The organism is Mariniflexile gromovii (assembly GCF_017814435.1).
Classification (GTDB): domain Bacteria; phylum Bacteroidota; class Bacteroidia; order Flavobacteriales; family Flavobacteriaceae; genus Mariniflexile; species Mariniflexile gromovii.
Genome location: NZ_JAGJCB010000005.1, coordinates 68,739 through 84,244 on the forward strand (window position 1 = coordinate 68,739; position 15,506 = coordinate 84,244).

A 15,506-nucleotide genomic window follows, 5' to 3' on the forward strand; every position below is an offset into this window, starting at 1 on the left:
TTTTGGTGTAACAATTTTAATCCTAAGTCGTTTAATAAATTGAAATCCATTTTCATGAAACACCCTCTTTTAACCTTAAGTTTTTTTTTAAGTTTTACTTGCAGTTTTTCTCAAAATATCACTGCAAAAATAATGGATGCTAAAACAAAAGCTCCCATACCTTACGCTAATATTAAAACAGGAGCGTATAGCGGTGTTATTTCAAATGATGAAGGTTTTTTTTCATTAAATAGTGAAAATCCAGATACAACCGTTTTAAACATTTCTTGCCTTGGGTATAAAAGCGAAACCTTGACGATTAAAGATTTAAAAGCCAATAACTATGTTATTAAATTACATGAAGCCTTTAATCAACTAGACGAAATTTACATAAGCAATAAAAGACCAAATGCTGATGATATTATTGCTAAAGTTCGAGAAAAAATAAATGATAATTATGATTTCACCCTTAACAAATACAACATATTTTACCGAGCTACTGATTATGCCAATTTTAAAAATCTGGATTTTGAAATTGATAAAGCATCGCACGTTAGCACCAAGAATACAAACAAAGTAAATTATAGCTTAGACTCACTATCCAAAAATATTATTGCCAGTAAAATCATTAGTTTTTCAGATTTTAAAGGTGAATTTAGCCAATTAGATAAAGACAGTAGCAAATTGGCTGTTGCAAAAGCCACTAAACTGTTGGACCATAAAAAGGATTTTTCTGTTGAAAGAATACAAGAAAAAACCCAGGAATTGGTGCTTAAATACCTAGACACTACAAAAACCTACAAACTAAAATCTGGCATTTTTAAAATTGAGGATTCCCTATCTTTAGTAGATAAAAAATTTAAGGAATTCAAAAAAAATGAACATAAAATCTCTGCGTTAAAAACGAACACAAAAGCGTTGATAAAAGGGTCTCAATTTTATGATGGGTCTTTACTATACACTATTTTAAACCCAGATTTATACAATTATACGCTTGAAGACATCACCTATTACAATGACGATTTAACCTATATAATCCATTACCAACCCAGAAAATCGAAAGCAAAATACGCTGGCAAAATTATTATAAACAGTGAAAATTATGCGGTTACAAAATTGGATTACTCCTATTACAAATCGAATCATGGCAGTAAATTCAATATGAAACTTTTGCTTGGTATTAAATATGTAGAAAACCTAAGAACAGGCACCATACTCTACCAAAAAAACAGCGAAAACAAATACCACCCAAAATACATAACACAAACTTTAGGCAGTTATTTTTATGTAAGCAGAAGCCTAAAATTTATTGAAAATAGCAGAGCCAAAAACAAAATAGGCATCAACTTTAAAATTGAAGGCGATAACCGAAACAAACAAGAATTACTGGTTACCACCAATAGCAAACTATCTTTAAACGATTTCAATTTAATTAAAGAAGTAAAAACAGTACCTGTTCAAATACTTAAAAAGTTTGAAAGCAGCACTTGGGGAAATGATGAAATTTTAGAGCCTTTAGAAGAAATGAAAAAATTTAATGGTAGCGAATAATTTTAAATTACATTTTGTGTGTAAGACCACCGGGCACTTTTATATTAAGCCTTATTATCAATATGTTCCTTCAAACAAATAGCCCCTTTATTTACTGCCTTCACCTTCTTTTTGGTTCTACTTTTTGCCTCTAAATCGGCATAGGTACCTTCGGTGGTATCAGGAATTCTAATAACTTCTATTTGCGATGCCGCCAGTTTATTCAAATCTGTTTTTGTAAGCGTAAAAGCAAAAGAATATGCCGTATAGTTGCTAGAACTAGACATCATCATACCTCCGCCAAAACCCGGATAAAACCCGTTAGACGATGTTACCTGCTCTATCCTTGGCAACGAAACCCTAGCTGTACTTAATTCCATTTTTGTTCCGTCTTCAAGTTTCATTAAAATTTTGGTTCCCTCTTTAAACTCATAATTTCTTTCACCCAAATAATTAAAAACTATTTCAAATAAAATGGTATCATTTTTAAACTCAAAATACACTGTTTTTCTTTCATAATCAAAAGACAAAATTTGCTCCCCACTGAACGGATCATTGTTTGTCTCACATTTTTGGGCATATATTTTATTTGAAAAAGCAACAAAAAGAAGTAGCATTAAAGCTTTTTTGGTAATGTCTGTAATTGATAAGCGGCTGTGCATGTTAAAGTTATTTGTTTGATAGGTTTGGTAAGCTAAAATAGTAATTATTTCAATCTATTTATTTTTTATTATTCTGGTCTCATTTGAGTTCCAACGGACCATATGTTTCCAGCAAAATCCTTAAAACTTCCTCTTCGGTCTGGGTCGTCTTCCCTTTCTTTTGGTTTTTCGATAGGTTCACAGCCCAAATCAATCGCTTTTTGGAATACCTTATCAACATTCGGAACATAAATATGGGTCAACATTTTATTAGGCGGATATTTGTCTGATGAATTTCCAAACATAAGCACCGAGTCGTCAATTTTAATTTCCGCGTGCATTATTGTTCCATCTGGCATGGTATATGTCCTCAATTCCTCTGCGCCGAAGATTTCAATTAAAAGGTCAATCAGTTTTTTTGCGCCGTCTACCACAAAATATGGTGAAACGGAATTATATCCATTGGGTTTAAATTTTTGTTCCATAATTCCTTCATTTTTGTTTTTTTGAGAGTTTCTTTAATGCCGCGGCTTTTACTAATCTATCTTTAAATTTCAATAATTTGGGGGCAGTTCAAAATCCGCGAGGATTTTCAGAAGTAGGCGAGAACAAGCAATTACTTATAGCCATTGTTGTGTGTAGTTTTTATTCGATTATTAAATTAACTCTTATTTGTCCATCGTCACTTTTAAACTCCTGATTATAGACTTTTTTTCCTATTATTTCTTGACTGTTCTTCAAGTCATCCAATTCTCCAGCTAATTCAAGTTTAAAGTTATTAGGGTCAGAATTATTTTCAGATTCTAAAAAGTCAGATACGTGTAAATAATATTTGTCCAAAATGTCTTCTAATGGATATTGATTATTTGTGTCATTTTCAGGCTCAAGGTCATATGAAATAGTCATTCGGTATTTAGTGTTATCATTGTCATTTAAATCTTGATAAATTCCGTTTTCAATCAGTTTGAATTGTTCTGAATTTTCATATTTCTGGCATTTCTCCAAGGAAATATTTTTCATAACATTGAATTCCAATTGCAGTTCTTGTTTTACAGAAGGTTCAGAATTCTTTTTTTCCGTTTGACCAAACAGTTTACTAAATAATCCCATAATCAATATTAAGGTTAAAGTTCTTGTCATTTTATGAGTTCGCTCAAATTACACACAACTTGTTTATATACTGAACTTTTATCCTTTTACACAACTATTTTGGTTGGCTATGCGGAAGGTTTTATGGTTTTCACCTTGTTTGGCTTCCGTTCTAAAAGTCGTAATTATTGTATATGCCAATTTAGAAATGTTTTACAATATATCAAAACATAATTTTTACAAAGGCATAAAGTTTTGTTTCCATGCACCTTGCTTCCCACCTTGTTCAGCCAAACCCCTATTTAAAAAAAATACACCCGAACCGTAGACGAACAAAACCCGAACAAAACTCGAACAAAACCCCTACTTTTTTGGGGTGGTGTCTCAATGTGTGTCAAATTGTGTCAAATCGTCTCAAATTGTCTCAAATTGTGTCAATGTGTTTCATGGGTTTGGTGGTTGGTAAGCTGCTTTTTATGTTTGTGGGTTATTATGAGCGCCTAATAGTAACATGGTACAATTGCTTTACCTCGTCTACCCTCGGCACAGGCTCTTCTCACCATAACGTTAACATAAAACTTCACGTCTTTGCGAAGAGGCACGACGAAGCACTCTCATTATTAGGTGTTCCATATTATCTACTAAATGATAAGCAGATTGATTCTTTCCCAGCAATGACGGTAGTGAAAGACAGAGGTCTTCATAAGCAAAAATGACATTTTAAATAAACTGTGTACTTTGCTGGTGGGTGCGTTAGGAATTACTCATGCATTTTATTTTAAAATCAAAGAAATCATGAATGCTACGCATCTAAAACGGCATCCTTTTGGTTTTTATGTGGTAGGCTAACTACATAAAATAAACCCCGACTCTAAAATAGATTCCTGCCTTCGCAGGAATGACAAAAAAACTATTCGAAACGGATGGCTTTTACGGGTGAAATTCTGGTAATAATGTACGAGGGTACCAAAAGCATGAGCAAACACAGTATGAGGGTGCCTAAATTTAAAGCTAAAATGTAACTAAAACTGATGTAAACGGGGGCTTCGGTCACATAATACACACTGGGATCGAGCGGGAATAGTTTAAGGTATTTTTGTGCAAAAAGCAGACTTAAACCTATAAGATTGCCCCAAAAAAGACCTAGTATAATAAGGTAACTGGCGTTGTATAAAAATAGTTTTCGGATGCTCCAGTTGTTGCTTCCCAAGGCTTTTAAAATGCCTATCATTTGGGTGCGTTCCAGTATTAATACCAAAAGTGCGGTTATCATGTTGATGCCTGCCACCAAAATCATGATGCCAATGATGCCGTAAATATTTTTATCGAATATGTTTATCCACTCGAAAACGGAGGCATATTTTTCGGTAATGGTTTGGGTGTTTAAGGTTGGGGGCGTGTTGTGGTATATTTCGATGCTTTTTGTGGGTAGTTCGTTGTAATCGTCTATAAATACTTCAAAATTGCCAATTTGGTCGTCGTCCCAATGGTTGATGCGCTGTATGTGGCGGATATCGCCTAATAAATATTGGGCATCCAAATCTTGAAACCCCGAATTGTAAATACCTGCAATTTTATAGGGAATAATATTTGGTATTTTTTCGGCATCTTCTTTTGGGAATACCATTTGGAAGGTGTCGTTTGTTTTAAACCCTAACCTATTGGCTAAATATTGGGAGATTAAAACATCTTCGTTTCTTTCATTGGTGAAATCTGGCAATTTACCATCTACAAGAAATTCTTTAAAGTATTCCCAATCGTAATCGGCTCCCACCCCTTTTAGGTAAGCAGCTTCAAAATCGGTTTCGGTTCTAATAACGCCAAAACGGGAAGCCACCGCTTGCACATGTTTAACACCTTCAACCGACTTAAACTCGGGGTAAAAACTTTGCTTTTTTGATAGGGGCACTAAACTTTCTTGAGAGTTGTTGCTATCAAAATTCGTAATGGTTACGTGCCCGTTAAACGCTACTACCTTATCTCTAATTTTTTGCTGCAGGCCAATACCTGTTGCAATGGCAACCATCATCACCACAATACCAATAGCAATTGCTGCAATACCAATTTTTATTATTGGTGCCGAAACACTACTTTTATACGCTTTACTACCAATAATACGTTTAGCTAAAAAAAACTCGTAATTCAAAATATACTATGCGGTTTAATATTGTCAAAAATACAGTTTTATTATTTGTTTTGGGAATGATTTCTTGCGGAAACTTTTCGAAGAAAAAAGCGGATGGATTTGTGAACGATGACGGAAGGCCGAAGACCGAACAGCAAACACCCAAAACCCAAAACCCAAAACCTAATATTCAAAACCCAAAACCTAACACCCAAAACCCCGAACTAACAGTTGGTGCCAACCAAACCCTTGATTATTTACCGCTATTGAAAGGAAAACGTGTTGGTGTGGTGGCAAATCAAACAAGTGTAGTTTTTAAGAAAAGCCCAAAGCCTAAAACCCAAAACCCAAACTACACGCATTTAGTTGATTCGTTGATTGCTTTAAGTATAAACATAAAAAGCGTATTCGCTCCCGAACATGGTTTTAGAGGAACTGCCGATGCTGGTGAACATATTAAAGACGGTATTGACACCAAAACGGGCGTTCCAATAGTATCGCTTTACGGCGATAATAAAAAACCAAAACCTGAACAGCTAAAAAATATTGATATCATGATTTTTGATATTCAAGATGTGGGGGCTCGCTTTTACACTTACATTTCTTCGCTGCATTATGTGATGGAAGCCTGCGCCGAAGCTAACATACCTTTATTGATTTTAGACCGCCCCAACCCTAACGGACATTATTTAGATGGACCCATTTTAGAAATGGAACATAAAAGTTTTGTGGGCATGCACCCTATTCCTGTAGTTCATGGCATGACTATTGGTGAATATGCTAACATGATAAACGGTGAAACATGGTTGAAAAATGGTGTTCAATGTGAATTGAAGGTCATTCCTATTAAAAATTATACGCACCAAACAGCTTATAGTTTACCTATAAAACCGAGTCCGAATTTACCAAACGATACATCCATCAACTTATATCCTAGCCTTTGTTTTTTTGAAGGTACCAATGTAAGTGTTGGTAGAGGTACAAACAAACAGTTTCAGGTATTTGGGAGTCCGTTTTTAGATAAAACAAGTTTTACCTACACCTTTACACCAAAACCAAATGAAGGTGCCAAATCACCTGTATATCAAGATAAAATTTGTTATGGCACTAATTTAACAACCACTAAAAATTTGAATGCTTTAAATTTAGAGTGGCTAATTTCTGCTTATAAAAACACCAAAAGTAAAGCCGATTTTTTCAATAGCTTTTTTACTAAATTGGCCGGCACAAAAAAATTGCAACAACAAATTGAAGTAGGATTAAGCGAAACCGAAATAAAAGCCTCTTGGCAACAAGGCTTGAATAAATTTAAAATAACAAGAAACAAATACTTAATTTACAAGTAAAGTAAATAATAATGAAAAGAATTATTGCTTCTATAATGCTATTATTAGGCGCTGTAGGATTTACACAAACCATTGAAAGCCCTAACCAGGTAAAAACAAGAGAAGCCAAAAAACTGGCAAAAAAATTTTTAAAAAAGCACGGTATTACGGGCATGTCCATTTCGGTATCAAAACACGGGGATCTTATTTGGTCTCAAGGTTTTGGTTATTCCAATAGAAAAGAAAAAATACGCGTAAAACCGGATACCACTATTTTTAGAATTGCAAGCATTTCAAAATCCATCACTGCTGTGGCTTTAGCTAGACTCGCAAATGATAAATTAATTGACTTAGATTCAAGTATTTACAAATACGTGCCAGAATATCCCAAACATAATTACGACTTTACCGTTAGACAACTTGGTGGTAATTTGGCAGGCATTAGGCATTATAAAGACAATGTTGAATATGCCTTAAACAAAAAAATGAGTATTACGGAAGGCTTGGATTTGTTTAAAAACGACGACCTTTTATGCGAACCTGGAACGCACTATAACTACAGTTCTTTTGGCTATGTTTTATTGAGTGAAATAATACAAAAAGCAACGCATACCCCATTTGAAACTCTTGTGCAGGATTCTATTTTTAAGCCATTGAATATGACACATTCTATGGTAGATGTATCGGATGCCGAGGTACCCAATTTAACACAGTTTTATAGAAGCTCTGCATTTAAAAAACGTATTATAGCAAAACCCGTAGCAAATGAATACAAAGTTGCAGGGGGTGGTTTTTTATCAACTTCAGAAGATATTGTTAAGTTTGGTAACGAACTTATTTTTCCTAAAATTTTATCGGAAAAAGCCATTGCTGAAATAACAACCTCGCAATGTTTGGTTACGGGCGAACGTACAGGTTATGGGATTGGTTTCTCTTGTGAAAAATCTATAAACGATACACCTAAATTCTATCATACAGGTGGCGGTGTTGGGGCTTCTAGTATTTTAATGGTGTTCCCTAAAGAAGAAGTTGTTATTGCCGTTTTAACCAATTTAACAGGAGTTTCCATGACAGATTTTGGACAAGAACTTGAAAAGGTGTTTGTTAATTAGGTGTTGGTTGTTAGGCGTTAGGCGTTAGGTGTTAGGTGTTAGGTGTTAGGTGTTAGGTGTTAGGTGTTAGGTGTTAGCAAAATTAACTTTTTACTTTTAACTTTTAACTTTTCACTCAATCAATAATAGTAGGCCTTTTATACTTTTGAAATGGTTGCTTCAGTAAATCTTTAATGTTGCTATTTTCTTCTTCATCCGGAAATACATCAACACCGTAAATTAATTGGTCTCTATCTAAAACCATAAAGGTTCCGAAGAGTCTATCCCAAACCGAAAAAATATTTCCGTAGTTAGAATCGGTATAAGGCAATTTGTAATGATGGTGCACTTTATGCATATCGGGTGACACTAAAACATAACTTAATACAGCATCAACTTTTTTGGGCAATTTTATATTGGCGTGCGTAAATTGTGTTGCCACTATAGACGCTGATTGGTACAGCAATACAATACCTATAGGCGCACCAATAACCAATACGCCAGCAAGCGTAAATACAAAGCGAATAACGCTTTCTAAAGGATGGTGTCTGTTTGCGGTTGTGGTGTCCACTTTATGGTCGGAATGATGCACTAAATGCACCATCCAAAGTACTGGAATTTTATGTTCTACAAAATGTGGCAAATAGGCCCCAAAAAAATCCATTAAAAAAACGCCCAAAATAATATATAACCAAAGTGGTATTTCGGGTAGCCAATTCAAGATCCCAAAATTGTTTGCCATCACCCAATCGGCAGATTTAAGCAACAAAAACGCTAAAGCAAAATTGACAATAATGGTTGTTAAAGTAAAAAACAGATTAGGTATAGCGTGTTGCCATTTTTTATAATTGAATTTGAACAAAGGTACAGCCCCTTCCAAAAGCCAAAAAATAGTAAGCCCACCCACTAAAATGAGACTTCGGTGAGACGACGGAATGGTTTCAAAATAGTTTAGAAGAGTTTCCACGTTTTGCATTTTGATTTAAATATAGTTAAAAAGCTGCAAAGAAACATAGCCTCAAAGTTGCAAAGCACCATTCACTGAATACTGAGACTGAGACTGTGACTGTGACTGCGACTGCGACTGCGACTGAAACTGAGACTGCAAACTATAAAAACACCACATATTGGAATTTGGAATTTATTCTTTTAGAATTTTAAAGTTTAATCCGCTTCTTCATTGCTTCAACAATATTAAAAGCTGCAGGACACATCTCAACATTTTTTAAAGTTAGGTTGGATATTTGCTGAAACTTTTTTCTATCGGTATGCGGAAACTCACGGCAGGCTTTTGGGCGTACTTCATAAATTGAACAATAATTATCAGCTCCTAAAAAAGTACAAGGTACACGTTGCAATACATAATCGTTATCTTCATCCATACGTAAATATTGAGTAATGAATTGCTGCGTTTTCATTCTAAAATGCTTTGCAATACGCTCAATATCCTTGTCGGTAAACAGTGGTCCTGTAGTTTTACAGCAATTGGCACACTCCAAACAATCCGTTTTTTTAAACTCGGTATCATGTAAATCTTGCATCACATAATCCAAATTTTTAGGCGGTTTACTTTTTAGCTTTGCAAAGAATTTTTTATTCTCGTTATGCTTATCTTTGGCGAGCTTTGGAAGGTTTTTTATGAAGTCTTGCATGGTGTAAAAATAATACTTTTAAATGAGATGCTGAAACAAGTTCAGCATGACGAAAAAAATGAAAGACCTATTCGGAAAAGCTTTATTAGATTACCAAAACGGACTTTACACTGAAGATATAATCACATCAACCAACATATCTGAAGAAGACGACTTACCACTACCCTACTTATTCCGTGGTTTTAAAGAGATGCCAAAACTAGAACAAAAAGCACTGAAATTAGCAAAAGGAAGTGTTTTAGATGTTGGTTGTGGTGCAGGTAGCCACAGTTTATATTTGCAGGAAAAAGGATTTCAAGTGAAAGCCATCGATGTTTCAAAAGGAGCCATAGAAGTTGCTAAACTGCGCGGTGTTTTAAATGCTGAAGTAAAGGATGTTTTAGATGAAACCGAAACCTTTGATACTGTTTTATTATTGATGAATGGTACGGGTATTTTTCAAGAATTAGCGCAAGTTTCAAAATACTTAATGCATTTAAAAAGTCTGTTAAATGCAAACGGACAAATTTTGATTGATTCGTCGGATATTCAATATATGTATGAAGATGAAGACGGTGGCGTTTGGATGGATATGAATTCCACCTACCACGGCGAACTCGATTATTTTTTAAGTTATAAAGGCGATCAAGAAGACCCCATGAAATGGCTGTACTTGGATTTTGAAAAGCTACAATTAGCTTGCGAAACCGTTGGTTTGAAATGTGAGTTAATTGCTGAAGGTGAGCATTTTGATTATTTGGCTCGGTTAATTCCTGCGTAGGCAGGAATCTTTTTCATTGAAACTACTCTTTTCTAAATCCCTTGCCATTCGTTACTGCAAGAAACGAAGCAAATTTATACAGCTATTAGTTTATTCTAACATACAGATTGCTTCGTGCCTCGCAATGACTTCTCAAATTTACGTCATGAGATTCCTGCTTTCGCTGGAATTTTAGAAATCAAACTTATAAGTAGCGCCCGCTAAAAACTGCGCCGCTTGCACAGGGAAGTTTTGCCATTTTTGATACGCTTTATTGCCTACATTATTACCTTTTGCAAATATGGAAAGTTGATTGTTTACATGATATCCTACGTGTAAATTGGCATCAAAATAACTATCTAGGTTTACTATTGTTGATGTAACCGTTATACCATCATCAATACTCATTACATCTTTTCGTTCACCTACATAAAACAAATTGGCACCAGTAAACCACTTTTCACTTATCTGATAATCTAAAAACAAGGAGCCTTTAAAATTTGGCAAATTCCACGCTTCTGCTTGGTTTTCCGGTTTATACTTAAATGTTTCGCCTTTTAAAGATAATTTAAAGTTTCTGTTTACATCTACATTTATTTCACCGGAAACCGCTAAGGATCTTACATCATCATAAACAACACCAAAAGAGTTTCCGTATTGATAATCTTCACCATTTAACATATCAATGGATGTTACATTGTTTATAAACATCGCTTTATTTCTATCGGCTAACAATCGTGCATTTAAATTATAACTCACATTACCGGTTACTTTTCCTTTTAACCCTACATAAGTGTTAAAAATTTGATTGGTAGGAACTATAGATAAGGTTGGAGATACAAACGGATTTTCGCTAGCAAAACCATGATATGAATTTTGTATTAAATCGCCTTGAAGCCCTCCATAAGCAATCAACACATCGTCTACCAATCTATAGGTTGCTGTTACATTGGGGTATATAAAAATTTTATTCGCATTAGCTTCATTATCTCTCATATAAAACAACGATGCTCCTAAATTTAAGGTTAAATCGTCTTCAATTATTTGATACGTTGGAGAAATCCCTACTTGAAAATTCCCATAATTTAATTCTTCCGTTGTGTTATAACCTTTATCAAAACCACCACCTAAAAAATCAATAATCACGTCCGTTGAAATTTCATAGTCGTTAATAGGCACATCTACTTTACCTTTAAATACGAATCTGTTTTCTGCCGACCCCATATTATCAGCAAAATGTCTAAAGAGCACACTTCCAGAATTAATATAGGTATCCTCAAAAGTGATATCGGCGCCTAAATGGGCATTTAAAAAGGAATGCCCAACATCTAAAGTATTTATAAAACCTTCATTGTTTGCATAATTTTCTGGAAGCCCATACCAATTATAGGTTTGATATTGAAAACCACCTTCTACATTCCACGATAAATCCCGTAAACGCGATGCGTAATTTGCATTTATTTTTGAATCTAAAAAATTATCATCTGGAAGAATTCCTTCTATACCTCCACCAGAAGAATGATGACTGAAATAACCACCAACACTTTCGTTACGGCTAATGGCCTGGTTCAAATAAACTTCACCTAAAATTGTGGTATAACTACCAACACCTAAGGTTGCATAATTATCGAATAATTTTATAGGTTTGGCTTTCTCAACGGTTGCCGCTTTTCCTTTTGCGGGTGTAAACGTTGAAGCTACCGGAAACGAAAAAATATTGTATTTAATATCCTTTTTAGTCTGCGTAGTTTCATCATTTAAAGATGGCACTTCTTTCACTTTAAAAGCATCTGATATAGTTGGTGTATATGGTTTTACAACATCTATAACACCTGTATTGATGGTGTCGTTGGTTTTCTTTTGTGAAAACACAAGGGTTACACTTAATGTAAAAACGGCTAATAATATATTTTTTATGTGCTTACGCATACTTTTATATTTACGAATTTTGAATTACGATTGACGATTTATTATGGAGGTCTCGACTGCGCTCGACCAGACAAACTAACGATTTACGATTTACGAATTTTGAATTTTTGATACTTTCAACTTCTAATATTCAACCTTTAATTTTAATTCCCTGCTTGTACAGACGAATTGGTTTTGGCCTCTTGTGCTTTTATTTTACTCAACTCTGCTTTGGCTTCGGTAACAACATCATTAAATTCAGTGAAATTTTGAATCACACTTTCTAAAATATATGTGGCTTGAAACGCATCTTTTAAAGCATAAAAGTTTTTTGCCATAAGCACTAAACCTTTAGCACTGTAATACTTATACCCTGAAAAATCTTTTGCTAATTTTTGAATGGTTGTATTTGAAGCTTCGTATTTAGCATCTTTATTTTTAAAATAGGCGTTATAATACAATGCTTCAGCAGCAGTCTCACCGGTGGCAACACCTTCAACTTTGGCATAAGCTTCTTTTGCTTTGGTTTCATTACCCGTTTTTATGGCAGAACGTGCAATAATAACATTGGCATCTGCTTTAATTTTATTATCAATAGTTGAACTTGCCAATACTTTTTCAGCATACGCTACCGCTTTGGTATAACTTTCTAATTGGTAATTCGCTTTCATTAAGTTTGATTGTGCAAACACCACATTTTGAGGAAAATTGGCCTCTTCTTCCAAACGTTCCAATAACGGAATAGCTTTGTTCCAGCTCTTGCTTTCTAAATAAAATTGTGATAATCTGGACAAGGCTTCTTCCGTAAATTCACTTCTTGAAGCATCTACAACATATTTGTAATGAGGTGCAGCATTCTCCTTCAATCCTTTTTTATAATACATTTGAGCCACATAAAAATGTGATTGTAAAGCATGCAAACCATTAGGAAATTGGTTTAAATATCCATTAAATTGGGTAATGGCTTTATCGGTATTATTGTCTAAATACTGTTTTTCGGCAGCTTCATAGGTAGCATTGTCTAAATCGGCATCGGTAACTTCTACATATTTTAAGGTTTTTACCCAAGAAGCGTATTCGTTAACACGACCTAAATCGATATAAATTAAACGTGCAGTAGCCACCGCTTGCACCGCTTCAGGTGTTTCTGGATAATCGCTTGCCACTTGTTTAAACTTGGCTAGAGCTTGTTCGTTTTTACTAGCATTGTAATATACCAAACCTTGTCTTAAATGCGATTTTGGTACAAACGAACTCATTTTATATTCTGAATTCAAGCGATTGTACATTTGCATCGCCTTATCGGTATCACCATTTTTTACATAGGTGTTTCCTAATTCATACATAGCATCATCACGAAGTTTCGATTTTTGATACTCTGAAATAAATTGTTCCAATTCTTTTATCTTTTTTGAATCTTGACCAATATAACCCGCACTTATCGCTTTTTGGAAAAAGGCATAATCAGCATCGGCAGCACCTAACTTAATGGCACTTTCATAAGCATTTATGGCATTTTTATATTCACTTGAAACAAAGTTCGCATCGCCCAAACGCAAGTAAGCATCATGCAATCTTACATTATCGGTTTTTTTATTGGATGCTATATATTGATTGAAATACTGTGCCGTTTGCGGATAATTTTTCAGCTTAAAATAAGTATAAGCTAAGTTATAATCGATGTTTTTATATTCTGGTGTTGATGCAGCAGCCGATTGTTGCTGAAACTGTTTGAAGCTTATTAATGCATCATTATAATTGGCTAAATTATAATCGGTCTCTGCTTTCCAAAAAGTGGCTCTTGCTGTAAAAGTAGCATCACGAGGTTCTTTTATTGACGAATCAAAAAGTGTTTTAGCTTCTGCAAAATTACCTTCATTATATAATTCCAAACCTCTATAAAACGCCACTTTTTGATAGGCCGCTTTGTTTTCAAAACTTTTTTTACCTTCTAGAAGTTTCAATGCTTCTTTGTAATTTTTAGAGGTGATATAGGAATCTATCAACAAGGTTTCAATTTCTTCTCTATAAGTTGTTTTTGGGTATTTATCTAAGTAACCTGACAAAACTTGTGGTGCCGATTGGTATGGATTTCCAATATCATAACTAATTTTAGCATAGTTTAAATAGGCATCTTCCTGAATTTTTAAATCGAAATCCATTTCCGATGCATTTTTAAACGCATTTAAAGCTTCCTGTTTTTTACCTAATTTAATATAACTTTCACCCAAATGATAATAGGCATTTTGGGCTATGGAATTGGTACCACCTATAATTTTATTGAACTCTGAAATGGCTTTTTCATAATGCCCTTGTTTGTAATGCGCGTAACCAAGTTGGTAAAAATCGGTATTGCTCCACTTCCCTTTTACGCCTTTGTAAGCTTGTAAATACGGAATGGCTTCATCGTATTTTTTTAAATTAAAATAACTTTCACCTATAATTTTTGAAAGTTCGGATACTTCATTCGCATCGCTTGTTTTCAATTTTGATTTTGCTAATTGAATGGCTTTTTCAAAATTTCCAAGTTTAAAGTTCAAGTCGGCTTGATAATAAGACAACTTTTCTTTGTATTGTTCCTGGTTACTTACTTGATCGAAATATTTATTGGCATTATCATAATCATCACCTTCATAAGCCATAAAACCAATGTAATATTTAGCTTGCGAACCATATTCTTTCGAATTTTCAACACGTGTTAAATACTGCTTCGCTTCTTTATATTGTTTACTTGAAAATGCCGAATAACCGTTGTTGAAATAAAACTTTTGTTTTTCAGCTCTTCCCAATCCGCTTTCATCTACTTTATCGTACCATTTTCTGGCATGAGCATATTTTCCGTTTACAAAATAATAATCGGCCACATCCATAAATGCGGTATTACGTTTTGTACTTGTTGGGTAATCTTCAACAAAATTTTCAACCAATTGGTCGGCATTTTGCTGGTTTAAACGCACGGCGCAATTGGCAATATAATAAGCGCAATCGGACAACAAAACGGTTTCTTTGGTGTTTTTCTTCACACTACCAAATAAGGATTGTGCTGCAAGATATTGCTGGTTATTATAAAGTGTCAAGGCTTTTTGATATTCTGCTAAATTACTTGTGTAAGTGGCAGATTGTTGTGCCCATATTTGAAAACTAAAACTTATGGCAACCAAAAGGGAAATGCTCTTTTTTATAGTCATTAACAATTTATTTTTAATTTGGAATCAAAGATAATTTAATATAAATCCTATAACGCAACAATCGTGCTATAATTATAAACCAAGTTATTAAAAGTTTAAAAAAAGGAAAAAAGTCGCAGTCTCCGTTTTCAGTTACAGCAAATAAAAAAATTTGAAACTCTGCTACTTTGAAACTCTGCCACTTTGAAACTTTGAAACTTTTTACCTTTTAACTTTCAACTTTCAACTTTTATATAATA

The 15,506-nt window shown here is 34.2% G+C and carries 12 protein-coding genes; 4 read left to right on the plus strand and 8 right to left on the minus strand.

The window, feature by feature from the left end; translation table 11 throughout:
* Nucleotides 1–54: 54 nt before the first annotated feature.
* Nucleotides 55–1,530 (plus strand): carboxypeptidase-like regulatory domain-containing protein, encoded by a 1,476-nt coding sequence (locus tag J8H85_RS07335; RefSeq protein ID WP_209654058.1) that lies wholly within the window; start codon nt 55–57, stop codon nt 1,528–1,530.
* 44 nt (nt 1,531–1,574) lie between these two features.
* On the opposite strand, the gene J8H85_RS07340 is transcribed toward J8H85_RS07335, so the two are convergent.
* The 4 genes from J8H85_RS07340 to J8H85_RS07355 form a co-directional block, all read right to left on the minus strand.
* Nucleotides 1,575–2,171, minus strand: a complete 597-nt coding sequence (locus J8H85_RS07340) for a hypothetical protein (RefSeq protein WP_209654060.1) — start codon at nt 2,169–2,171, stop codon at nt 1,575–1,577.
* Nucleotides 2,172–2,239: 68 nt separating this feature from the next.
* Nucleotides 2,240–2,635, minus strand: a complete 396-nt coding sequence (locus J8H85_RS07345) for a VOC family protein (protein WP_209654062.1) — start codon at nt 2,633–2,635, stop codon at nt 2,240–2,242.
* A 160-nt stretch (nt 2,636–2,795) separates the two neighbouring features.
* On the minus strand, nt 2,796–3,290 hold the full coding sequence (locus tag J8H85_RS07350; RefSeq protein WP_209654063.1) for a hypothetical protein: 495 nt from the start codon (nt 3,288–3,290) through the stop codon (nt 2,796–2,798).
* A gap of 859 nt (nt 3,291–4,149) precedes the next feature.
* A complete protein-coding gene (locus J8H85_RS07355) occupies nt 4,150–5,385 on the minus strand; it encodes an ABC transporter permease (RefSeq protein ID WP_209654065.1) in 1,236 nt (411 codons plus the stop codon).
* An 8-nt stretch (nt 5,386–5,393) separates the two neighbouring features.
* On the opposite strand from J8H85_RS07355, the gene J8H85_RS07360 reads away from it, so the two are divergent.
* Both J8H85_RS07360 and J8H85_RS07365 read left to right on the plus strand, forming a co-directional pair.
* Nucleotides 5,394–6,710, plus strand: a complete 1,317-nt coding sequence (locus J8H85_RS07360) for an exo-beta-N-acetylmuramidase NamZ family protein (RefSeq protein WP_209654067.1) — start codon at nt 5,394–5,396, stop codon at nt 6,708–6,710.
* 11 nt (nt 6,711–6,721) lie between these two features.
* Nucleotides 6,722–7,801, plus strand: a complete 1,080-nt coding sequence (locus tag J8H85_RS07365; RefSeq protein ID WP_209654069.1) for a serine hydrolase domain-containing protein — start codon at nt 6,722–6,724, stop codon at nt 7,799–7,801.
* Nucleotides 7,802–7,916: 115 nt separating this feature from the next.
* Here J8H85_RS07365 and J8H85_RS07370 read toward each other — a convergent pair whose 3' ends face one another.
* Together J8H85_RS07370 and J8H85_RS07375 are read right to left on the minus strand one after the other, a co-directional pair.
* A complete protein-coding gene (locus tag J8H85_RS07370) occupies nt 7,917–8,747 on the minus strand; it encodes a sterol desaturase family protein (protein ID WP_209654071.1) in 831 nt (276 codons plus the stop codon).
* 190 nt (nt 8,748–8,937) lie between these two features.
* Nucleotides 8,938–9,432 (minus strand): YkgJ family cysteine cluster protein, encoded by a 495-nt coding sequence (locus tag J8H85_RS07375; protein ID WP_209654073.1) that lies wholly within the window; start codon nt 9,430–9,432, stop codon nt 8,938–8,940.
* 58 nt (nt 9,433–9,490) lie between these two features.
* Here J8H85_RS07375 and J8H85_RS07380 point away from each other — a divergent pair, with 58 nt between their 5' ends.
* Complete coding sequence (locus J8H85_RS07380) at nt 9,491–10,192, plus strand: class I SAM-dependent methyltransferase (protein ID WP_209654391.1); 702 nt, start codon at nt 9,491–9,493, stop codon at nt 10,190–10,192.
* A 171-nt stretch (nt 10,193–10,363) separates the two neighbouring features.
* Here J8H85_RS07380 and J8H85_RS07385 read toward each other — a convergent pair whose 3' ends face one another.
* Together J8H85_RS07385 and J8H85_RS07390 are read right to left on the minus strand one after the other, a co-directional pair.
* On the minus strand, nt 10,364–12,100 hold the full coding sequence (locus tag J8H85_RS07385) for a TonB-dependent receptor (protein WP_209654074.1): 1,737 nt from the start codon (nt 12,098–12,100) through the stop codon (nt 10,364–10,366).
* A gap of 143 nt (nt 12,101–12,243) precedes the next feature.
* A complete protein-coding gene (locus tag J8H85_RS07390) occupies nt 12,244–15,267 on the minus strand; it encodes a tetratricopeptide repeat protein (protein WP_209654075.1) in 3,024 nt (1,007 codons plus the stop codon).
* Nucleotides 15,268–15,506 lie beyond the last annotated feature (239 nt).